Below are 22946 nucleotides of genomic sequence, written 5' to 3'. Positions count from 1 at the left end.
TTGATAACGAAAAAAGAGACCACAAACTCCGCTATAGATTTCGCCTCTATAGCGCGTTGTGGTCTCTCCAAATCTCCTACCGAATTATTAACTTGTCACCATTATAACACTGTTTATGATTATTTGAAAGCTTTTGTTGCTTCAATTGCTTTTTTCCATCCAGCATATAGCTCTTCGCTTGTTTTCGCTTCCATCGTTGGTTCAAAGCGTTTGTCCATATGCCACTGTTCTTTAATTTCATCTTGGTTTTTCCAATATCCAACCGCAAGACCAGCTAAGTATGCTGCACCTAGAGCCGTTGTTTCGTTGATTACTGGACGCTCTACAGGAACATCTAAAATATCACTTTGGAACTTCATTAAGAAGTTATTTTTAACTGCTCCGCCATCAACGCGTAATGTTTTCAGCTCAATACCTGAATCTGCTTCCATTGCGCATAATACATCTTTCGTTTGGTAAGCTAAAGATTCTAGCGTTGCACGAATGAAATGCTCTTTCGTCGTACCGCGCGTTACACCAAACATAGCGCCGCGTACTTCACTATCCCAATAAGGTGTTCCTAGTCCAACGAATGCTGGTACAACGTATACACCGTCAGTTGATTCAACGCGACTCGCATACACTTCACTCTCACTTGCATCTTTAAACATGCGCATTCCGTCACGTAACCATTGAATTGCAGAACCCGCTACGAAAATACTTCCTTCTAATGCGTAGTTTACTTTACCATCTATTCCCCATGCAATTGTTGTTAATAGACCGTGCTCAGAAGCTACTGCTTTTTCACCTGTGTTCATTAACATGAAGCAACCAGTTCCGTAAGTATTTTTCGCCATACCTTCACCGAAACAAGCTTGTCCAAATAATGCTGCTTGTTGGTCACCAGCTACACCTGCAATCGGTACATTTTGGCCGAAGAAGTGGTAATCAATTGTTTCTCCGTAAATTTCAGATGATGGACGCACTTCTGGAAGCATGCTCTTTGGTACTGTTAACATTTCTAGAAGCTCATCATCCCACTGTAAGTCGTGAATGTTAAACATTAACGTACGTGATGCGTTTGAGTAATCTGTTACGTGTGCTTTACCACCAGATAGTTTCCATACAAGCCACGAATCAATTGTTCCGAATAATAGATCGCCGTTTTCTGCTTTTTCTCTTGCACCTTCAACGTTATCTAAAATCCATTTTACTTTCGTACCAGAGAAGTATGCGTCAATTAAAAGACCTGTTTTTTCGCGAACCATTTCGCCATAACCTTTTTCTTTTAACTCATCACAAATTTCAGCTGTTTGGCGAGATTGCCATACGATTGCGTTGTAAATTGGTTTACTAGTCGTTTTATCCCATACAACCGTTGTTTCACGTTGGTTCGTAATACCGATACCAGCGATTTGTTCTGGTTTTACATCTGCTTCGCTTAAGCAAGTTGCGATAACTGCTAAAATAGATCCCCAAATTTCTTGTGCATTATGCTCTACCCAGCCCGGCTTTGGAAAATGTTGTGTAAACTCTTTTTGAGCTGAATGAACAATTTCACCTTTTTTATTGAATAAAATTGCACGTGAGCTTGTTGTTCCTTGGTCTAATGAAAGAATATATTTTTTCATATCGGTTTCCCCCTTATGCTACTTTTCTACTATTTGTATTGCTTCCGCTTTTTTTACTTGTCATATAAGAGATTGCTAGTACAATCACAGTTGCGATAATCACATAAATAAGTGCTGAATTTTGTTTTCCTTCAAATACAACTTGATGGAATAAACCTGCAAGTGATCCACCTAAAATTGGACCAACTACTGGAATCCATGCATACTTCCAGTTTGAACCGCCTTTTCCTGCAATCGGAAGGAAGAAGTGTGCGATACGCGGACCTAAATCACGCGCTGGGTTAATTGCGTATCCTGTTGTCCCACCTAATGATAAACCAATACTTACAATTAAGAAACCTACGATAAATGGATTTAATCCATCTGCAAATTTATTTGCACCAATTGCTAATATACCAAATACTAAAACGAATGTTCCAATCATTTCACTTAAAAGGTTTGCAAATGTGTTCGGAATTGCTGGACCTGTTGCAAATACACCTAACTTTGTTCCTGGATCTTCTGTTTCTTTCCAGTGTGGTAAGTAATGTAAATATACGATAACTGCCCCGATAATTGCCCCAATCATTTGTGCTACGATATAACCTGGTACGTCGCTCCATGGGAACGCTCCCTTAAATGCTAATCCTATCGTTAAAGCTGGATTCAAATGTGCCCCACTAATTGATCCAACCGCATACGCTGCAACCGCTACTGCTAAGCCCCAGCCCATTGTAATAACAATCCAACCTGAATCTTTCGCAAACGATTTCTTTAAACTTACACCAGCACAAACGCCGCCACCAAGTACGATTAACAACGCAGTCCCTATTAACTCTCCTAAAAATGCTGACATAGTATCCCTCCACAATCAATTTAAACGCTTTCAAATGTGATAGAGGTAAAATGAATGGCCATTCGTTTTTGTCAAAAGAAAAAGACCCACAGCTTGCACGCTTCTATATAAATTTATATAGAAACAATGAAATGTGGATCTCTACTTTTCTCCGTCACGTTTATTAACTTGTCTATAATGTTAACCGTAAATGAAAGCGGTGTCAACGAAAAAATTCACATTTTCGTCACTTTTTTTGGTAATGTTTCCATAGTTCACGTTTTGATGTCGTAATTGCTGTCGCACCAGCATTTAATGCTCTTTCCACATCTTCTACAGTGCGAATAAAACCACCTGCTAAAATCGGTACACCAGTACGCTCTTTCACTTCAGCGATAACATCCGTTAATGCTCCAGGAAGTACCTCAATATAATCCGGTTTCGTCTTATCTAAAAGATTGCAGCTCTTCTCCATCGCACTCGAATCGATTAAAAAGATGCGTTGTATTGCCACAACACCTTTTTGCTTCGCCTTCATAATAACGCTCGCCTTTGTTGAAAGTAACCCGTACGGTCTAAACTCCTGACATAAATATTCCGTCGCATGCCCATCACTCTGCAAACCATGAATTAAATCCACATGTAAAAACACCTTTTTACAATATTGCTTCGCAAGCGATATAACACTCTTCAATTGACCGACATGAATATCTAAAATAACGATATATTCATACGAACTATGTAATAGCTTTTCCAAATCTTTAATTTGCCTCACTGCCGGCAAAATCTTCTGTTCATGAAATTCCATTCTAAATGTCCCCTTCTTTATGTCATCCTATCCTTTATAGTACACAATTTAAGTGAAAAGAACAGCCAGTGTTGGGGATTTCTTTCAAATCTTTCCTCTATTTATATATTTTCTTCAACTTATCGGAACCTATACCACCTATAATCATGAATACAAGGGGCAAAAGATTCATTACATATGGCGCATCTGCTACAATTGTAATACTTGCTCCTGCAAACTTATTTAGCATCCATACAACGATTTTTGCAATAAACAAAAATACTCCTATCATAAATAGACTATCAAAAAACACCTTCCATTTTGGATACGCCAATTGCTTACTATCTTCAATTATTTTCTGCGTCAATTCTTCATCACTCCTTAGCAGTTCATCAATTGTAATACCGCACAGATCACTTAAATGAATAATAATTTCAATGCTCGGATAGTTCTTTCCCGTCTCCCATTTCGAAACAGATTGCCTGCTCACATGAAGTTTTTCAGCCAAATCATTTTGCGACCAATTTCTTTTTTCCCTTTCTTCTTTTAAACGCTCACTAAAAATCATACTGTGTTTATCACCTCTCTATGCCCATTATGTTCAAATAAATGATGAAGAGTAAAGCGAGTTATTGTTGCATTTCCTGCACAACTTATACGTTACAGCTTATAATGGCGCTCTTTTATATGTATCTTCCCTATACTATGCTCCAATAATAATTTCCCGAACAATAATACAAGGGACGGATACTAATAAAGTGAAACTTTAATCAGCCCTCACTAATCGGGCTTTTCCGGACAGCCCGCGCCCCACCTAACTTCTTTGATTCCGCTGAATTTTGAGGTGGGTCTTACTGCCCGGCAAATAGCGGGATAAAGACTAGATTAGGCATAAAAAATACGCCATCCTTTCTTATCATTCTCCAGAAAGAATAACGTAAATTTTCATTTTACTCATCATTTTTCGGACTATATGAAAATCCCGGATATTTCACAACAGGCGATTTCTCTTTACGCAGAGAATCCATTACTTGCGGCCCAACATGTATATTACTCTCCACTATTTCTTTAGGAGTCAGTGCCATCCATTGATTTAACGATACATCTTCAAAACGATTGCTTCTGAACATCTCTAAAAACCATAATGTTTCGTCACCTGTATTTTGGATATAATGCCCCGTCGCAAATGGTACATATCCGACATCACCAGCTCTATAATCAAATGTTCGAGCTGTACCATTTCCAAGAAACACCGTCATTCTCGCTTGCCCGGTAAGATAATATTGCCACTCATCATTATTCGGGTGCCAATGAAGCTCTCTCATTCCACCAGGCTCCACTTCAACGAGCGCTGCTGCGATTGTTTTTGAAATAGGAAAATTCGTAGAGTCGACAATTCGAACGCTCCCACCAGGAGTCTTAATCGGTTTTTGTTTTAAAAGTTCGTACTTGAACGTTAAAGGAACTTCTCCTTTCGGCGACTGAACTTCCTGACTCTCAAGCGAACCTGGTACCTCTCCCTGATAAATATACACTTGCTCTGAAGGAATGGAATGAAAAGCACTTTCCGGCACTCCGAAGTTAGCCGATAGCACTTCTTTCGGCGTATGCGCAAACCAATCAGAAATAGCTAAAGTAGATAAATCAGAAAAATGCCCATCATCGAAAACGAGCAAAAACTCACAATGTTCCAACCCTTGAATGGAATGCGGAATACCAGGAGAAAAATACCAAAGATCACCTGGTCCAACATCAGCAATAAAATTCCGTCCATTTTGATCTACAGCCGTTATGCGTGCCCGTCCTAAAAGCATATACGCCCATTCTGCTTCTTTATGCCAATGTAGTTCTCGTACTCCACCTGCCGTTAAACTCATATTTACTCCGGCAATCGTCGTCGAAACCGGTAGTTCCCGAGCAGTAATCTCCCGAGACCACCCGCCTTGTTTCAAAATCATAGAAGTGTCCGAGAATGAAAACTTCAAGTTAGGAACTAACCCTGCATCCGTTATAGGCGGAACAAGCATATTCGGATTTTGAATATCCCGCATAACATTACGAGGTCCAGAATCAATCGCACCTGCTCCGTCGCTGCGGATTGGTTGTGGCACATTCCTTCCTGCTTCATTAACAGTACGTTTCTTCATGATTACACTCCTTTTTCATCCGGTTATGAAGTAAAAATCCTCCATCATAGTGTATGAATTAGGCTTTGAATGGTTACTTTTACTATAGATTCGGCAATTTTCGCTCTAACAGTCTACTACCCATTACTATTTAAAACAGAAGATGGACAACAAAGACTTTAAGTAAAATGCAAAAAACGCCCTCTGTTTCAGAAAGATTAACAGAGGGCGTTTTCTTTTTTTTACGTAAAGTGTCCAAAAGTCTTTCCTTTGTCATACTGATTACACCCTTTTTTAGAGGGCCAATATTAACACTCTCTTTTTAAAATTCCATATCAAAATCCCTTATATTATTAACAGCGACAAAAAGGAATACCATTCTATCCAAATAGAACAGCATTCCTTTTTATAAACAGTATTTAAAAATTATTATTTAAGGTATTTCCCCAAATCATCTAAGTTTCTCGTATGATTTAGAATGATTACATACTCAACTTCAACTTCTGTTACTACCATTTCTAGTACTTGATGGACTTCAATATAATCATTTTCATATTCTTTTGCCGAAGATACAATCTCTTCTAAGGTTCTTACAAATGTTTCAGCACTCCAGTCTTTTGTTGACAACGCCACATAGGTTTGAAATTTTTTTGTATTCATGTTAGTTCTTTAAGTACAATGGGAATTGTGTACTTCTTGATGAGTCAGAATGATTGATTATAACCCTATGATGACTTGTTGATGAATCAGAAGTGCTTATATTACCATCAAATTGTTTAGCATAAGTTGTTGTTCTGTTACCCTTGTTATCCGTTTGACTCCACTTATTTTCATAATTATGCATTGTTTCCTCCCTTAACTTCTTCACGTCAACATCTCGACCATACTGAGTTTTGCTAGAAGTAGATTTTTCTTTTGGATTATATTTATGTCTATTATAAGCGTGTTCGTTAATAAAGTTAGATTTATTTGTTCCACCATTTAATTTATATGGCACCTTTGGACTCGAACCTTTCCCTGGTTTCCCTGGTTTCCCTGGTTTTTTCTTTTTAACTAGAGAATCAACTAGGTTGTCATGTGTAGTGACTTCGTTTACGGAAGTTATATTTCCTCTAGCATCTGTTCGAACAGATAGATCAATTGCTTCCTCTATACCTTGTGTATTTTTCCAATAAAAAGTTACCTGATTTTCAGTGTTTTTTGTAAATGTATCTTGAATTTGATTTAGTTGATACATATCAATTTTTTCAGATGTAACTTTATCTAAACTAATTTGTTTTGGACTGAAATTTTCTTCAGTAGCGGCGGATACAGCTCCTGTGAATAAAAGGCTTAAACTTAGTGTGGCGGCCGTTGTTAAATTAAGAAATTTACTTTTTTTCATAATACATCCCTCCCGATAACGTTAAAACTATATATTATATTATTTAAATATAAATTACTCTCTAGTAAAAATCAATTACATTTTCATTTTTACGTTAATCTATTTGATTATCTAAAAATACATATACTCAAGAAAACCAAAGTACATATAAAAACAGGCCATAATATAGATTTTTTCTATATTATGGCCTGTCTTTGTCTCCATTCGCATATGCACATTGGCTTTTTGTGATAGCTAACAGCATCCATTTGGTTCTTCCTCTACTAAATGAAATGCTTTTAAAACGATCTCATAATTCTTCAATATTACTACTTCGTAATTAATCTAAATTCACTATAAAAAATGAAGTTAGGGTTTCTTTTCTATATGTAGTAAAAATATATTAAGTAGCAGGCGAGTTTGAAATAAAGTCACGATATTAACAATGTAACTGAAACTGCAGCTGCAGCAGCTATTAGTTTCTTCACTTTCATACCTCATACCCCTTACATTAATGTATTCTTAGTTAGTTTTACTACCGATACTCTTCGCTGCCTCTTCAAACAGTTTCGAACCTTCTTGTGCTTTACTTACTGATTGATGCATTTTACTTTCGTCTTCTTGGTCCAATGCATCAAAGAGAAGTTGAAAACAATCCGCATACAGTTCCATCGATTGCTTTATCTTCGCCTGTTCTCCCTGTAACTCAGGGGGCGCTTGTAAATTCTTCAGTTTCTTCGTTGTTGCCTTTGCTCCACCTAAACTTAGTTGTACTTCACTTTTCTTTTGTTTGTATGATTTTACGTCTGAATCTGCTATTCCTTCAATTAATTTCATTGTATCTTCAATTTGAGTAGCACTATTTATGATATCTGCCTTGTACCTTTCAACATCTGAACCAGTTACCTTACCAGGTGAAGAAGTTGAATTATTTGAAGAAGAACTTGGTTGACTACTTGATGAACTACTGTTTGTACCTTCACCTTTCGCTACAGATAAGCTATCCTCTTTCTTGCTATCAGTTGACTTACTCTCTTTTTCAGAAGCCTTATTTTCTTTCTCTACCTGTTGTGTTTCTTCTTTCTTTGGTTCATTAGCTTTCTTACCATCCGTTTCAATTGTAATACAACCGCTCAATAACATAACTGGTAATGCTAAACTTACTAATTTCTTTGCCTTCATGATTACTACTACCCCTTTAGTTGTAAAATTTAATGTGAAAAAGTTAATATACTTAATTAATAAATTTCCCCCGAGTAATTTATTAAAATCTACTACCCATAGATTTCCTGTATATTCATAATCTTTCCATATATAACATTTTACAAAGAATTACATATTTGGTCAAAAGGATTTATGTAGTCCTTAAAAGAAAATTTTAATCACAAAGAAAAGAAGCTAACAATAAATTGTTAACTTCTCAGCTTAAGGAAAAATAGTATCTTTCCTTATCTTCTAATATCTAGGTTGTGATTGAATATTTGTAAGATGAACATCATACATATCAATGATTTCAAGAAATCTATCAGCTTCACGGAAAACATGGTCTGCTAATAATGGATGAATGATACTCTTTATTTTACATTGCTCAATTAAATCACGTGCTGTTTTCTTAAAATCCCGAAGAGATGCAACTGACACGCGATTTTGATCTAAAAATTGATCTAAAAGAGGAGCTGTTTGGGATTGTGGTTTCATAGATTCTAAGTCAATTGCTTGATACATCAATTCATCAAAATCATTGCTAAAATTTCGTGCTGTATCTACAAGCTTTCTTTCCGACGGATCAAGAAGATGGCCAATAAATTTAGCATGGTCTGCCATAATCCGTAAAAAGAAAACATTTTCTTTAATAATAGCATCAGGAAGGGCATCTAATTTACCTTCATTTAATTGTATTAAACGTTTTCTAAAATAATCAGCTTCCCTACTTGTATGGTCAACTAAAAGTGGAAAGTTATTTTGTCCTGGCAATTTACATGTGAGAATTAATCCTAAAATTTTTCGTTTAAATCCCCAAATATTAGTTGCGGCTTGTTGTACTTCTGCATTAAATCTTTTTATTTGCTCAGGATCTGTTTCATTTGTATAGGAATGCGCTATTTGTTCAATATGTTCAAACAACCGATAAAATTGATTCGCCTCTTCAATTAATTGAGTATCCTCACATCTAAATCCCAATCGAAGAAAAAAAGAATGCTCCTTCATGATTCTAGACCAAAAACGAATTTCATTTAATGAACGCTCAACAAACATTACAGACGTAACGCCTGTATCAGGATGTAATGAAGTTTCATCCCTATGCATTGTTAATCCCCCCCAGTAAAATCCCCACTAGTTCCATTCTTATGAGGAAAAATATATATAAATGCCATCAATAAAAGTTTATGATGACTCTCTTATACATGTAAAATTAAACTAATATAACCTTAGCTTGATGAACATATACTGCTCCCCCAGAAGAAAAAAAGCTACCACCTAGATGTAAAATCCTACTAGGTGGTAGCCTTTCAAAATTTCTATTAAAGCAATACAGAATCCTTATCACTATCCTGATTACGTTTCTCGCGCTCTTCTTCTAAGCGCTTCATATATACTTCGCCTTCTTTTTCGATAAACTCATTATCCATATCTTGCTCTTTTTTCGAAGTATATAAAACCATGTAGCCACTTAGTACAATCCCGACAATTACAAGATACACCCACCATGGTAAAGTTTCCAAATCACTTCATTCCTTTCCTTAGACAAGCCTTATTAGTTTCACTTTATGAGGAAAGAAATGGATTTATGCTTAAAAATTTATCATTGTGGATGCTTCGCGAAAAATGCTTGTACATATTCCATAAACTCAATTGGTTCCTGACGAAACGGTGCGTGGTATCCTTTTTCAATAATATGAAACGTACTATTCACAAATAGCCCATGATACAGTTCACCATTTTTCCACGAAACACTCTTATCATGTCGTCCCCATATAATTAAAGTCGGTACCTTAATTTTATCAGCTTCCATCGCAATGCGGCGCTCTCGCATTTTCGTAAGCTGATCATAATGCTCTTTATCATCACGACTATTTTTTACTTCATTTTTATTATACTTCGTAATCTCAGTTACAGTTTGTAAGTCCGTCGATAGCGGTGGTACTTCATAACTTTCTTTTTGCTGGAAAGACTCTATCCCTGTAGAATCCGCCAAAATGAGATGCGTCACTGCGTCTGGATATAAATACGCTAAATTGAGGGACATCTCTCCGCCCATTGAATGGCCGAGCACCGCAAACTGATCGTATCCGAGCTTCTTCATTAACTTATAATATAAATTCACTTGCGCAGGAAACGAATACTGAAAATCAACTGGCTTAGAAGAACGCCCAAACCCTAAAATATCAACCGCAATAATCGTATGGTCTCGCGCTAGTTCCGGATAAATATCACTAAACCCATCAGCAGAACCACCAAACCCGTGCAGCATAAGTAAAGGAGGTTTTCCCTCACCAATTTGTTTAAAATAAATCGTCTGCCCATCAATTTGCGCCATACTCTCTTTCGTATTCAGCTTCATCATAACAGTATCTTTCACTTCTCCAACCTTCGCAATCGGCTTATCGACGAAATTACAAACAATTAACAAAACGAGCACAATACCGCTAATCATATAAAACTTAAACCGTTTCAAAGTTCCCGTCTCCTTTCTCTTGTTGCTATTTAAAAGTTTTTACATTTTTTGGTTATTTTATGTCCTCTTTTTAATTGTAACTAAAACAGTTACAATTATACTAAAAAATATAACTCATTTCTGTTACTAATGGTTATTCTGTAACCATTATAGTTACATATTTAAAGTAAGTCAATTCTTTTCTCTACATGACCTGAAAATAGAAAAAGGGACTTCATGTTGAAGTCCCTTTCTTTATTATTATAGTTGGCTTACTCCGCCGTCGCCTTTATTATCTGCTGGTGCTCCTCCTGTGTCTCCTATATTAACGTAGTCTGGTCTTGCTGGTGCTCCTCCTGTGTCTCCTATATTAACGTAGTCTGGTCTTGCTGGTGCTCCTCCTGTGTCTCCTATATTTACAGCTTGATTTGTAAAAGAACTATTGAACCCAATTGATAATACCCCTACTAATGCAGTCCCAACAATAGCCAAACGAAATTTCTTCATTATTTTAACGCTCCCTTTTCCAATATATTTTTTTGAGCCTTATTATTCATATAAAAATATTTACTTGCCTTAACATGATCATCAAATTCATAAAATTTCAGTGCTAAAATTTCAGTGTATTCTTGAATACAATCCCATAATCTTTCTCTCTCAAAATAAGAAAGTCCTTCTAAAATTACATCTTCAATAATTGATACTGAAGATTTTCCATTGAGTTCTTTCAAAATTTTAAACCGATGTTGAAATTCTTTTTCTCCTAAATCAACACAAATATTTAAACCTTTTTCAACAATTGGATTCGCTAAATTATATTGTCCTAATTTGTAATGTTCATGTGCTTCTACAAACAAGGCTTTAAAGTGTTCTGGGTAATTTTTGGTCACCTCAGATATATGACGAATCGCTAATTCTGAAAGATTTTGACTAGCATAAAGCCAAGCTAAATTATGCCGAACCATTAGCATATATTTTTTTTGATCTGCTTTTTGCAATACTTCCATAGCAGAATTAAAGTTTTCTTCCGCTAATTCATAGTGATCTATGTCTACACAACATAGTCCAAAAGCATTTTCACATAATCCTACTTTTATTTCATAACCTGGATATTGTAAAAATGCTGCTTTTGCCCTATTCAAGTAATCTATTGCATGAACTTGGTCATATTTTTGATAATAGAAATTCCCCATCCGATAATTAAACTCCGCATGTTCTATCGGATCTGCAATATATTTCAATAACTTCTCAGCTTGCTCATACTGTTCTTTCGCTTCGTTATAATTTGAAATTAATGTGCAATGAAACCCTTTAAAAAAGTGATAGTAATAAGCTAGAACACCTTCTGCCGGGATTTCAAAAGATTCCACTTTATCAAAACTATCTTCTCTAACCCCAATCCAATCCACTAATGCATCATATCTAAAATTCAACAACGCATGATAAAGCAATACATCCTGATCCACGTCCAAACCACTAATCTTACTTTCAATCTCCTCTTTCATTTCCGTAGCTTTCTCTATATTTTGCTGCAACATTACACGATACCAATCATCTAAAGAATGTTTCATTTGCTCCCGCGTTACTACATCTGCTCCCATACACTCCGCATCCCCTTTTCTCCAAAATTAGTATTTTTATACAATTATCAAAATTGTATATTACCACTCCTTTTCTATGCATTGAAAAATAATTATCAGAAAATTTAATATTTTAATTAATTATACCAAAGTTTTCCTTTTTAATAACTTGAGAAACAATTGTCAGAAAACTTACTAGAATAAATAAAAAAGCAAGCAGTTCCAGCACTCCGCTAAAACTACTTGCTCTATTTTTACTCTTTAATAAATTCCTTCGTGCTTCTTACTGTATCAATTGGACGAACTAATTTTTCAATTTCTTCACGTTTTGGCTCTAGGAATGGAGGTAAAGATAATTTTTCGCCAAGTGTTTCGTATGGTTCATCTCCCATAAATCCTGGGCCATCTGTTGCAAATTCAAATAAAATTTGTGGTGCAACTCTTGCATATAATGATTCAAAGAAATGACGGTCTACATAACCAGATGAAGGAAGTCCAACGCTACTGATTCTCTCAATCCATTCTTCTAATACAGCGCGATCTTCTACGCGGAATGCCACATGGTGCACTGTACCAAAACCTTGTTGTGCTTCTGGAAGAACCGTATTATGTTCTACGATGACAGATGCACCGTTTCCACCTTTATTCACTTCAAATAAATAGAATTCTCCTTCTTGCGCAACCTCTTTAAATAATAAAACTTTTTCTAACACTTCTTTGAAGAAACTAAAGTTTGCAATACGGATGAATACAGGCCCTAAACCAGTAATTGCATATTCTAATGGAACTGGTCCGTTTTGCCATGGTGTACCTGATTCGATTCCTTTATCAAGTTCATCTGAGATTAATTGATAGTGTTGATCATCAAAGTCAACGAAAGAAAGAGTTTTCTTACCAAATTGCTCTTTAATTCCTGTATGTTCTACTTCAAGACGGTCAAAACGTTTCACCCAATACTCTAATGCTGCATCGGCCGGAACGCGAAATGAAGTTTTTGAAATTTCATTCGTACCGTGTACTCCTTTTGGAATACCTGGGAAGTCAAAGAATGTCATATCTGTTCCTGCACTACCTTTATCATCTGCAAAGAATAAATGATACGTTTGAATGTCATCTTGGTTTACTGTTTTTTTAACTAAACGCATTCCTAAAACGTGAGTGAAAAACTCATAGTTTTTTTCTGCACTACTTGTAATCGCTGTAACGTGGTGAATTCCTTTTAATTGGTTCATTTTATATTCCTCCAATGGGTTTCATTTATATGTTAAAGTTATATATTTTCTTCTATTACTTCTCTTCAATCGGTGCTAAATTCGCTTCAATTTCTGCACGCTGACCTTCTAAGAATGGTGGTAAATCAAGTTTTTCTCCTAAATGTTCCACATCTCCATCAACTGTAAATCCTGGTCCATCTGTCGCAATTTCAAATAGGATTCCGTTTGATTCGCGGAAATATAAGCTTTTAAAATAGAAACGGTCGATGATTCCTGAAGAATGGAAGCCTCTTTGTTTCACCTGTTCTTCCCAATAAGCAAGCTCTGCATCGTTTTTCACGCGAATTGCTAAATGGTGAATGCTCCCTCGGCCCGGCTTTTCAGTAGGACCATCTAAATATTTCACAACGATTTCTCCAAAAACCTCTCCTTTAATGGACTGGAAAATTGCTTCTTGATCATTTCGGCTAACCTCTGTATAACCAAACATGTCTGTAAGTGTACTCGCCATTTTATCAAGTCTACGAACTGTCATTTCCACAGAACCCATTCCTTGAATTTGATGCTTTGCAGGAACTTCTGATTTCTCCCAAGTTTCCCAGTGCTCTACTTTTTCTCCGTTTGAAACGAGTAGTACTAAGCGAAGACCTTCAGCATCCTCAAATTGCAAAGCAGGACGATTTGCATATGTTGTTATTTCACTATGTTTCACATCAAATTTCTCAAATCGTTCTTTCCAGTAATGTAAGCTTTCCTCTGAAGGAACGAGTAATCCAATTCGAGTAATGGCATTCGTGCCGCGATATGTTCTTCCTACTAATGGAATTTCAAAAAATGATAATTCCGTGCCTGGACTTCCTGTTTTATCTCCATAAAATAAGTGGTACATTGACGGATCATCTTGGTTTACTGTCATTTTCACACGACGTAAGCCAAGCACGTTTTTATAAAAGTGATTATTTTCATTTGCATTTTTCGTAACCATTGAAATGTGATGATGCCCTTTAATTTCATACATTGGTTATTCCTCCGTTTCGTTTTACTAGTCAAGTGATAACTAAAAAAATAACATTTCCCACAACTAATATGGTTTTTAGCTTTTCAATTTATTCTTAATTATGTTTTTGTAAATTCATCTTAGTTTTTACTGTATAAGTTACTTTGTTTTTAATCGAAAACAACTGAGTGTATGTTTTTCATATGACTCAATCGCTTTCGTTACTATCACTTTACACCTCAAGTGATTAAAAAGCAAGTGATTTATCTCAAATTCGAGATATTTTTTTGTTAAATAACATTTAGGGTGTAAAATCATTAATTTCTGGATAGCGTCACATCACTATCAAGCTAAAGACTCAAAGCTCTCCATGCCCATCAAGCTACCAAGAATACACTACCCCAAAACGATAAAATGAACTTCGTTGCTATAAAAGACAACTTTTTTGTTCCGAGGGAATTATAGAATTTTATATCTTTACAATTATTTATGGGGAGTTAATTCGTTTTTTTCAAGAATAAGTAATTTCTTAAATAGAAGTTCACGTACCTCTTCCTTATGATAATTAATTTTTGTTGATTGATAAGAAATTTAATGAATGATTATTCGAATATGCTTTCGTAAATGTTAAATGTAGTTTTTGGATAATGTTTGGTCAAGTTGATACTAATACCCTCGATAAACGAAAGAAAATTAAGAGTGTTCCGAGAAAAAGTAATTAAAAAACGCTCATTTACAGAAGAACATTATTCAAGTGAAGCCCTCTATAATTCAATTACAACTCCTTGAAAGTTTATGATACTATCCTGATCACACTTTTTATATTTAATGTTTTAAGGAAAAAAGCTATACTATAAGCGAAACTAAAAATCAGAAAGGAAATACCATAACATGGAAAACTATATGCTATTTATCCTTACAGCACTCCTTATTATAATGATGCCTGGTCCCGGTTTTGCTTTAGTTACAAAAAACACTATCTCTCATGGTAGAAATGGTGGGATAAAGACCGTCTTAGGAACGGTATCTGGAATGATGATTCATACAATAATGGCTACACTAGGACTCTCTGCTATCTTAATGAAATTTGCTATGCTATTTACATTAATAAAATATGCTGGGGCATTTTATTTAATTTATTTAGCTGTAAAGTCAATTAAAAGTGCCTTTTCTAAAAAAGAAGATATGTCAAGTTCAGTGGAAATAAACTTTAAGGATATTGGAACGGTTAAAAGTTTTAGACAAGGATTTACCACGGCAATCTTAAACCCAAAAACGGCTGTATTTTTCCTTAGTTTTCTACCCCAATTTATTGTGAGTAATCAAAGTCATTTCTTCCAATTTCTTTTGTTGGGATTCACATTTACGACTTTGACAGCAATATGGTATTTACTTTATATCTCTCTAATACGTCAATTAAGAACTTTTTTAAGAAAAGAAAAGGTGAACCGTACAATAGAGGGTATTACTGGCACAGTATTATTAGTATTTGGAGTTAGGCTATTTTTCCAAAAATAAATATGTAATAGAGAGCGTTTAAAACTTTCGGTTTTTCCAATAAATGAATCAATATAAAAAGTATGGCTTTCAAACAGTAAAAAAGTGAACAAACGGGTGTGTTTGTGGAATAAGCTTCAATAAAATAACCAAACTTTTTATAAAGAAATGAATCGATTATATTAAAATTGATATAAAGGCGTTATCCTTTCCTATGATTTCTCAGAAAGAATAACACCTTGCTCTTTTTAGAGGGTATTTTGTCTAGTTAGCTTGATAGCGATGTGGTTCTATCCCTTATAAATGTTACAAAAACATTTATAATAGCTCTAACTTGCACAATGCTTCCCGTTAATATAATACGCTGATTCTGTGAAAACCGTAAATACAACCTCTACTTCTGGAAGTCCAAAATCCATTACATATGTAGTAATGGCCTTGGCAAATCGATTACGAATTTCCTGTCCACGCTCGAACCATTTCACTTCAATAAGAGGAAACGCTTCTATTTCTTGTCCATTGAATACATACGTAGAACTTGGTAGTTCCAACGTAAAATTATCCGTACCACACTCACAAATCTCTGCGAGCTCTTCTACTAATGGCTTGCTTATGTGTTTTAATTGTTCAGTAGTAATTCCACGAAACACAATATGCGGCATGTAAATCCCTCCTTTAGATAGTTTTATATTTGCCCACATCATAGCACAATTCTCCCACCTTTTAACAAAAATAGATGCTAAACAAGTTTCAACTCTTATTTTTAGGCCTGTTATACAGGCTGAAGCGATTCTAAGTATCTGCCATATTAAAGTTGATATGCTCCCATTCTAGTGGTGAGATATGTTTTAATCGTTCTTCGTTAACCCCATGCGTACTTCTTAACTATTTCATTTAATTTTTAATAAAGAAAACAGCCTCACTAAGCTTTTAAAACTTAATAAGGCCACTTTATTCACACTTTTAATTATGGAACGACGGTTTATAAAACGAACGATTATCAAGCGCAAAGACACGCTCTGTATATTCGCCTGGTTTTGTGCGTCCTAATGCGCGGTCCATCATATTCATTTTTGCATCTAAGTTATCGATGTAGTGCAGAATTTCTGCTTCTTTTACTAATGGTGGTTTTGGACTACCCCATTCTGCTTTTCCGTGATGAGAAAGGACGATGTGTTGAAGAATTAATACTTCTTCTGCATCGATTTGCAATTCGTCTGCCGCTTTACCAATTTCGTTTACCATAATAGAAATGTGGCCTAGTAAATTTCCTTCTAACGTATACGTTGTAGAAATTGGACCAGATAGTTCGATTACTTTACCAAGGTCGTGTAAAATAACGCCTGCATATAGTAAGTCTTTATCTAATGATGGGTATAGATTTGAGATAGCTTTCGCTAAATCAAGCATTGATACGACGTGATAAGCTAGTCCAGATACGAACTCGTGATGGTTCTTTGTCGCTGCTGGATAGTCTAAAAATTCGTTTTGATGCTTATTTAATAAATGTCTTGTTAGACGTTGAATGTTCGGATTTCTCATTTCAAATATGTATTGCGTAATTTTCTCAACCATATCTTCTTTTTTCACTGGTGCTTTTTCTACGAAGTCTGAGATGTCTGTTACTTCATTTTCATTCGCAACACGGATTTGTTTCACACGTAATTGAATACGTCCTTTGTAGTTTAAAATATCTCCAGCTACTTTCACGATTGTTTCCGCTACATATTGTTTCTCAACTTCTGGTGATACGTCCCACAATTTCGCTTCAATATCTCCACTTGGATCTTGTAAGATTACTGTTAAAAACGGCTTTCCATTGCTTGCGATACCTTTTGTCGCTGTTTTAATTAACAAGAAAATATCGACTTGTTCACCAACTTCATACTCTGCAATTTTCTTTTTCATTCGAATTCCTCCACCAAATCAGTTACTTTTAGTATAGCACACTACAACTCATTTTCTTTACGCATATGTGTTAATTTTATAATCTGTTTTTCTGTAAAATACGCGAGTAAATGCGCATGACATGTAAAGAATATGACTTGTCTATCCTTTGCGATTTCCTTTATAAGTTCAATCGTTCGATTCGTCCTTACCGCATCAAAGTGCACGAAACTATCATCAATAATAAATGGATAATCATGCTCAAATGTTTTTGCTAGTGCAAATCTCAGCGATAAATATAACTGCTCCGCTGTCGCTTGGCTTAGTTCATGACTGTAAAAACGCATACCATCGTTACGCTCTACAATAAACGGCTCTGACTCTGACGGTGAAAAGATTTTACTATATCGTCCGCCTGTTAAATAGACGAAATACTCTTCTGACTTTTGTAAAATACGAGGAAGATGTACTTCATGATAATATTGCTTCGTTTTCGTTAACACCGTTTTTGCGGCCGCATAAGCAGCCCACTTCTTCACTTGTTCACGCACTTGCGCTTTTTTCATTTCCCATTCATGCATTAAATCGCCGTACGTACTACCTTCTTCTAAATTCGCAATTTCCATACGATGTTTCGCAATACGCTCTGTCAGTTCTTTCTCTTGCGCCAGACAGTTTTGCACGACTGTCAGTTCTTGCTTTAATTTTCCGTCATAACCGTCAGCTTCGTAATGTTCAGCTAATGATAAACTCGTTAAACGTTGTTCTAACAGATCAATTTGCGGTAATAAACGCCCCACTTGTTTCTCTGCATCTTCACGTTTTTCCGCTAGTTTACCTGCTTCTAAAAACATCTCTTCATCTGTAGACGCTGCAATATGCCATAAACTGTCTCGTTCTACTAGTAATTGCTTTAATTGTTCTTGCATAAACTCATATTCTTCTTCCCATTCCGCCAGTTTTTCTTTTAACTGCTTACAAGTTTGGCGCTTCTCTTTCTCATTTTGCATACGGCTTTGTGCCTCGTGTAGCTTACTATACTCCGCACTACCGATAACAGTTTCTAGTTTATGTTCAAATTGCGAAATCATTTCATATAATGAAGATTTTCGCGTGCCTTGTTTCTCTAATTCACGATATAATTGCTGCATTTTTTCCATACGCTCAAACGCCGGCAATATGTGTGCATACGTATAAAATTCAGGAAACATATAGCGCGCTTTATATGCATCGACTTGTTCTCCCACCTGGAACGTTTCTCTCTCCCATTCCTCATACGATGAAACGACTTTATCATACGCTCGTTCCAACTGCTGTAACTTATAAGACTCGCGCTCAAATAATTTACGTATCTCTTCATCTTTTTCTAACTGATAGCGAACAGACATCGCTTCTTCACTTTGTCTCCCGCCGGCACTTTGCTGAAGTGTAAGGAGCTCTTCTTGTAATCCATTTGATGGATCTTTATATAAAACAAGGGCGAGAACAATCCCTATAAAAACAATGACACTAATAAATAAGAGCGCTCGGTTATCTATAAATAAGCTTGTGAATAAAACGCCTGTGTTAATAAGAAGTAACAGAAGACAAACTCTTTGCCACTGCTTTTTCTTTTGCTTAGCTACTCCTGCTTTTTCCTCATACTTGCGCTTCATTCTCTCTGCGCCCATACCGATAAACGCCGCATCTTGGAACGATTTCTCTTTCTCAACTAACACATTTCTCTCTTCATCCACTAACATTTGTTTCTTAATCTGTCTTATATTTTCTTCTTGTTCTTCTAATTGCTCTTGCGCTACTTTAAAACGATCATCGAGCTGTGCTTTTTGCGTTTCTAATTCGCGCGCCTTTTGCACTGTTTGCGTAATTAACTCTTTCGTTGCCAAACTCATATCAAATGAAAGAACTGTTTCCTTTTCAAAAGTAGTACCAATTTGCTGTTCTAGTTCTGCGATTTCTTCTTTTATATTCGTAATATTCCCGCTCATATCACGCATTTCTTGGCGTGCATTTTCGTAAGACATATGCTGCATACGAAGTTCTTCTACATAACTTTCTTTTTGTAAAAACTCTTCATCTATTTGAATCGAGGCAATTTCCGATTGCACTGTCTCAATTTTCTTGTGGAGCGAATCAACTTGTAATTGAAGCGGCTCCATCTTCGCCTTCATTGCTTCATAACGCGCCATTCCGTTTACAGGAAACTGCCCGCTCTCGTTCTCTAACACTTTCTCATGCGCACGTTTTTCAATAACGAGTGGCTCAAGCGCTGCTAATATTTCATAATCTTGCTTTCGCTTTTCTGCACTCTCTTTCTCCACGCGAACAGAAGCAAGCTTCTCTTCACTTTCTTTTAACTGCTCTACTTGTTTTTCATACGTGCCAATTTTCCCTTGCCACTCTTTCATCTTCTCTTCAAGTTTCTTCATCTCTTGCAGTGACACGTTAATTTCTGGTTTACGCCCGCTCGGCTTAAAGCGCTGATCCATTTCTTTTTCTAGCTTTTTATTTAACTGCAATAGCGCATCACTTCCGACTGCACTTGCCGAAAATAAATAATTGCCAATATCCGCTTCGCCTAGCTGATGAATATTTTGAAGACCATGCATATCAAATGAAAAGACAGATTCAAATAAACTTTCATTCATCCCGCTTAATATATCGTTTAAAATTTCTTCTCCGCCCGTTTTCCCGTCTTCAAAATAAACGGTCACCTCGCCAGCTGCCGTCTTTGGCAATCGCTCAATTTTCAAACGACCGTACTGCTCTGTTTGCACAGTCATCGCGCCGCCATACTTCCCGCCTTCTTTCGGCTCATAACGGCGCTGTCCTCTCGTCGGAAAACCGAACAAAATACTTTTCATAAATGAGCGAATTGTCGATTTCCCCGCTTCATTTTCACCGTATAACACCGTCAGCAATGAAAGATCCATTTCCACATTTTCTAATTTTCCGTACCCATAAATATGGAGTTTTTCAATTCTCATTTTTTATCCCTCTCTTGCTGGAATAATTGCTCTAAAATAATATTTTCTGCTTCCTTTTGAATCTCTTTCTTCTCTTCTTCTGTAAAAGATTCAATACTATTACGCGCTACAGGAGATGTCCAAATGGTGCGCAATACGCCGTCCATATTGCTGAAAGCTTCTAACTCTTTTAGCACACTACCGACGAAATGATTTTCTGCTTTCAAACGTTCGATTTCTGCAAAAGAAACCGTCTCATTTTTCCACTTCATTGCATATACGAAATCTTTTCGCTCTTCGCCAGATGCTAAAATGTGAAAAATCTCTTCCACACGCTTTTCGTCACGCAAATAAGGAGAAAGTGGGCCCTGCCCTGTGAATACGACAGTTAAAAGCGTCCCTTCCTCTTCTCTTCTGCATTCATTCATCGCAGTAGATAGGCTCGTCATAAGTTCATCAACAGTTTCAAGTCCATCAATACAAACTTCAATCTCATCCCATACAACATCTGCCGTATGGAAAAATGAACATTGCGTTCCTTGTTTCGTAAGTTCAATAAGGTACGCACCCTTCTCGCCTGTTTCCTTACGATGACGACCTTGTATGTTCCCTGGATAAATCATATACGGCTCTTCTGATAAAATTTCACGTTTATGTATATGGCCAAGAGCCCAATAGTCAAACAGTTTTTCTTTCAACTCACGAATTTGAAACGGTGCATAGCGATTATGCTCTGCATCTCCTTCCACACTTCCGTGAAGCATGCCAATATGAAAAGGCGCATCACTCATTTTCGTATACTGCGCTGTCATATTATCCGTTACCGCTTGCTGCAAATAACTAAACCCATAAATAGAAGCTAATAGCTCACCATTTTTATAAAATGATTTCTCTTCTACATAAGGCTCAGTAAATACATGAACATTTTCCGGAAACTCAATTGCTGCCCAGCTTCCCCCTAAATGATCATGGTTACCGTGAATAATAAAAACAGGGATATCGTACTGCGAAAGTCTCTTCATTTGCTCACGCACAAACACTTGCGCCCTCAAACTTCTCGTCTCCGCATCATACAAATCCCCAGCTAGTAATACGAAATCAACGCGCTCTTGAATCGCTTTATCAACAATACGCTCAAATGATTCAAACGTACTTTGCTTCATTCTCTCCCAAACAGACTGCGGTACATTCATCTCCATCCCTTTAAACGGACTATCCAAATGCAAATCAGCCGCATGTATAAACTTTACTTGTTTCACAAATAACGATCCTTTCTATCTTTCAAAAGTTTCATTTTATTAAAATTAACATCGCTGAAAACTAATACTCATCGAGAATAAAAATATTCTCGATGAGTAAAGTTTCATTCTATTTTACCACGCAATGTCATATATTTCTTTGCATATTGTAGCGTTTTATGTCAAAATAATTATAAGATTCTGATTTTGATTATTGGAGGGAATTTTCATGGGAGTATACGTTCTAACAGTCTTTGAAAAAGATGGTTCAAAAGCATTAGACGAATCATTCGAGGCGGCAACTGAAAAAGAAGCAAAAGCAAAAGGTGAATCTATCTTACAAGAAAAAGGATTGTATGAAAAAACACATCGCTGTACATCTACTGCAGGTAAGCTCGTTTTATTCCAGCGCTAAAAAAAAGAAGCGTCATCCGCTTCTTTTTCACTCTACTATATCTTCGTCACACCACGTAAACACCACATCTAGAATGCGATTACCGATACGTACGCGTTTATTCCATTTTCCTGTTTGGATCTGATGTTGCAATTCAGCTTTCATCTTTTCCGTCCAGTCGTGAATCGTTTCACTACCGTCGTACGGATATACGCTCGGAAACTCTTTCTGAAGTAGATGCAAGCTCTCTGCATCAAAATGAAAATGGAAGAAGTAGTTTGCTGTAAGCGATGGTTCTTGCAATCGTAAAAAATGATCATCAATTTGCTTTCTATTTCTATAGAAAGTAAAGATATTCACTTTACCGCTAGTAATTTGGTCAATTTGAATTTCGTGCTTCTCTATAATCACGTCTTGTCCACCTCGTTGTATACTATCTTTAGTATATATGTCTTTTGCAACAAAGTTAACCATTTTCGCGCGAAATTCATTTCCTTCATTATAATTCCTGTACCTCCATATGCAATCAGGATAAATAAAAACAAAGTTGAAGGGGAGCGATCACATGTATTTCGGAAGCAAAGGTTGGTATGTAAAAGAACTTAAAAAATTAGGTATCCGTACTTATGAAGGTAAAAAACTAGAATCTTATCGTACGCATGTGTTGTCTAGTTTACTTGAGAGAATGAAGAGAGCTTCGGCTTAATAGAATAGCAAGAAGTAAACCTGAATATTGGTAAATGATAGAAAACACCTCCTAAATTCGCATACTAAGTATGCAAATTAAATGGAGGTGTTTTTATTAGTCTCACTTTTTC

At 36.2% G+C, this 22946-nt stretch carries 23 protein-coding genes; 3 read left to right on the top strand and 20 right to left on the bottom strand.

What is annotated here, in order from left to right:
• Positions 1–119: 119 nt before the first annotated feature.
• The 15 genes from glpK to ACTFN4_RS20895 form a co-directional block, all read right to left on the bottom strand.
• Positions 120–1610 carry a glycerol kinase GlpK gene (glpK, locus tag ACTFN4_RS20965; RefSeq protein WP_259593188.1) on the bottom strand — a complete coding sequence of 497 codons (1491 nt, stop codon included), beginning with the start codon at positions 1608–1610 and terminating at the stop codon, positions 120–122.
• Positions 1611–1623: 13 nt separating this feature from the next.
• Positions 1624–2445, bottom strand: a complete 822-nt coding sequence (gene glpF, locus ACTFN4_RS20960) for a glycerol uptake facilitator protein GlpF (RefSeq protein WP_001272200.1) — start codon at positions 2443–2445, stop codon at positions 1624–1626.
• A 226-nt stretch (positions 2446–2671) separates the two neighbouring features.
• The gene (gene glpP, locus ACTFN4_RS20955; RefSeq protein WP_000394285.1) at positions 2672–3232 is read right to left on the bottom strand and encodes a glycerol uptake operon antiterminator GlpP; all 561 of its coding nucleotides are present in this window, start codon (positions 3230–3232) and stop codon (positions 2672–2674) included.
• Positions 3233–3329: 97 nt separating this feature from the next.
• Complete coding sequence (locus ACTFN4_RS20950; protein WP_410989640.1) at positions 3330–3779, bottom strand: helix-turn-helix domain-containing protein; 450 nt, start codon at positions 3777–3779, stop codon at positions 3330–3332.
• A gap of 382 nt (positions 3780–4161) precedes the next feature.
• The gene (locus ACTFN4_RS20945) at positions 4162–5358 is read right to left on the bottom strand and encodes an oxalate decarboxylase family bicupin (protein ID WP_439962736.1); all 1197 of its coding nucleotides are present in this window, start codon (positions 5356–5358) and stop codon (positions 4162–4164) included.
• A 408-nt stretch (positions 5359–5766) separates the two neighbouring features.
• Positions 5767–5997, bottom strand: coding sequence for a hypothetical protein (locus ACTFN4_RS20940; protein WP_001093032.1), 231 nt, complete (start codon positions 5995–5997; stop codon positions 5767–5769).
• A gap of 1 nt (position 5998) precedes the next feature.
• A complete protein-coding gene (locus tag ACTFN4_RS20935; protein ID WP_439962735.1) occupies positions 5999–6721 on the bottom strand; it encodes a hypothetical protein in 723 nt (240 codons plus the stop codon).
• Positions 6722–7222: 501 nt separating this feature from the next.
• On the bottom strand, positions 7223–7882 hold the full coding sequence (locus tag ACTFN4_RS20930; RefSeq protein WP_000644846.1) for a DUF7018 domain-containing (lipo)protein: 660 nt from the start codon (positions 7880–7882) through the stop codon (positions 7223–7225).
• Between the two features lie 273 nt (positions 7883–8155).
• A complete protein-coding gene (locus ACTFN4_RS20925; RefSeq protein WP_000554479.1) occupies positions 8156–9007 on the bottom strand; it encodes a DUF2935 domain-containing protein in 852 nt (283 codons plus the stop codon).
• 215 nt (positions 9008–9222) lie between these two features.
• Positions 9223–9423 carry a sporulation YhaL family protein gene (locus ACTFN4_RS20920; protein WP_000449223.1) on the bottom strand — a complete coding sequence of 67 codons (201 nt, stop codon included), beginning with the start codon at positions 9421–9423 and terminating at the stop codon, positions 9223–9225.
• Positions 9424–9503: 80 nt separating this feature from the next.
• The gene (locus tag ACTFN4_RS20915) at positions 9504–10376 is read right to left on the bottom strand and encodes an alpha/beta fold hydrolase (protein WP_439962733.1); all 873 of its coding nucleotides are present in this window, start codon (positions 10374–10376) and stop codon (positions 9504–9506) included.
• A gap of 240 nt (positions 10377–10616) precedes the next feature.
• Positions 10617–10862, bottom strand: a complete 246-nt coding sequence (locus ACTFN4_RS20910; protein ID WP_000714516.1) for a Phr family secreted Rap phosphatase inhibitor — start codon at positions 10860–10862, stop codon at positions 10617–10619.
• Positions 10862–11956: a RapH N-terminal domain-containing protein gene (locus ACTFN4_RS20905; RefSeq protein ID WP_000500588.1), complete on the bottom strand. Its 1095-nt coding sequence runs from the start codon at positions 11954–11956 to the stop codon at positions 10862–10864. The genes ACTFN4_RS20910 and ACTFN4_RS20905 overlap by 1 nt, the downstream gene beginning before the upstream one ends.
• Before the next feature lie 233 nt (positions 11957–12189).
• Complete coding sequence (locus ACTFN4_RS20900; RefSeq protein WP_439962732.1) at positions 12190–13167, bottom strand: ring-cleaving dioxygenase; 978 nt, start codon at positions 13165–13167, stop codon at positions 12190–12192.
• Positions 13168–13222: 55 nt separating this feature from the next.
• The gene (locus tag ACTFN4_RS20895; RefSeq protein WP_000272980.1) at positions 13223–14167 is read right to left on the bottom strand and encodes a ring-cleaving dioxygenase; all 945 of its coding nucleotides are present in this window, start codon (positions 14165–14167) and stop codon (positions 13223–13225) included.
• Between the two features lie 870 nt (positions 14168–15037).
• Between ACTFN4_RS20895 and ACTFN4_RS20890 the strand changes: the two genes are divergently transcribed.
• Positions 15038–15664, top strand: coding sequence for a LysE family translocator (locus tag ACTFN4_RS20890; RefSeq protein ID WP_000433008.1), 627 nt, complete (start codon positions 15038–15040; stop codon positions 15662–15664).
• 308 nt (positions 15665–15972) lie between these two features.
• Here the strand turns inward: ACTFN4_RS20890 and ACTFN4_RS20885 are convergent, their stop codons facing one another.
• The 4 genes from ACTFN4_RS20885 to ACTFN4_RS20870 all read right to left on the bottom strand — a co-directional run bounded on the left by ACTFN4_RS20885 (position 15973) and on the right by ACTFN4_RS20870 (position 21755).
• Positions 15973–16305, bottom strand: coding sequence for a DUF1904 family protein (locus ACTFN4_RS20885; RefSeq protein WP_001120262.1), 333 nt, complete (start codon positions 16303–16305; stop codon positions 15973–15975).
• Between the two features lie 301 nt (positions 16306–16606).
• Complete coding sequence (gene yhaM, locus ACTFN4_RS20880; protein ID WP_000726638.1) at positions 16607–17551, bottom strand: 3'-5' exoribonuclease YhaM; 945 nt, start codon at positions 17549–17551, stop codon at positions 16607–16609.
• A gap of 41 nt (positions 17552–17592) precedes the next feature.
• Complete coding sequence (locus ACTFN4_RS20875; protein WP_427250329.1) at positions 17593–20517, bottom strand: AAA family ATPase; 2925 nt, start codon at positions 20515–20517, stop codon at positions 17593–17595.
• Positions 20514–21755: a metallophosphoesterase family protein gene (locus tag ACTFN4_RS20870; RefSeq protein ID WP_098214274.1), complete on the bottom strand. Its 1242-nt coding sequence runs from the start codon at positions 21753–21755 to the stop codon at positions 20514–20516. Before ACTFN4_RS20870 ends, ACTFN4_RS20875 begins: the two co-directional genes overlap by 4 nt.
• Positions 21756–21963: 208 nt before the next feature.
• On the opposite strand from ACTFN4_RS20870, the gene ACTFN4_RS20865 reads away from it, so the two are divergent.
• A complete protein-coding gene (locus ACTFN4_RS20865) occupies positions 21964–22149 on the top strand; it encodes a YhzD family protein (protein WP_000539552.1) in 186 nt (61 codons plus the stop codon).
• 27 nt (positions 22150–22176) lie between these two features.
• Here the strand turns inward: ACTFN4_RS20865 and ACTFN4_RS20860 are convergent, their stop codons facing one another.
• Positions 22177–22539: a hypothetical protein gene (locus ACTFN4_RS20860; protein WP_000582785.1), complete on the bottom strand. Its 363-nt coding sequence runs from the start codon at positions 22537–22539 to the stop codon at positions 22177–22179.
• 154 nt (positions 22540–22693) lie between these two features.
• Here ACTFN4_RS20860 and ACTFN4_RS20855 point away from each other — a divergent pair, with 154 nt between their 5' ends.
• Positions 22694–22834, top strand: a complete 141-nt coding sequence (locus tag ACTFN4_RS20855; RefSeq protein WP_000273537.1) for a YflJ family protein — start codon at positions 22694–22696, stop codon at positions 22832–22834.
• Positions 22835–22946 lie beyond the last annotated feature (112 nt).

It is taken from the genome of Bacillus cereus group sp. MYBK95-2, assembly GCF_051915225.1.
GTDB lineage: Bacteria > Bacillota > Bacilli > Bacillales > Bacillaceae_G > Bacillus_A > Bacillus_A cereus.
The sequence above is the reverse complement of the archived record's forward strand: the minus strand, read 5'-3'. Positions and strand labels throughout refer to the sequence as shown.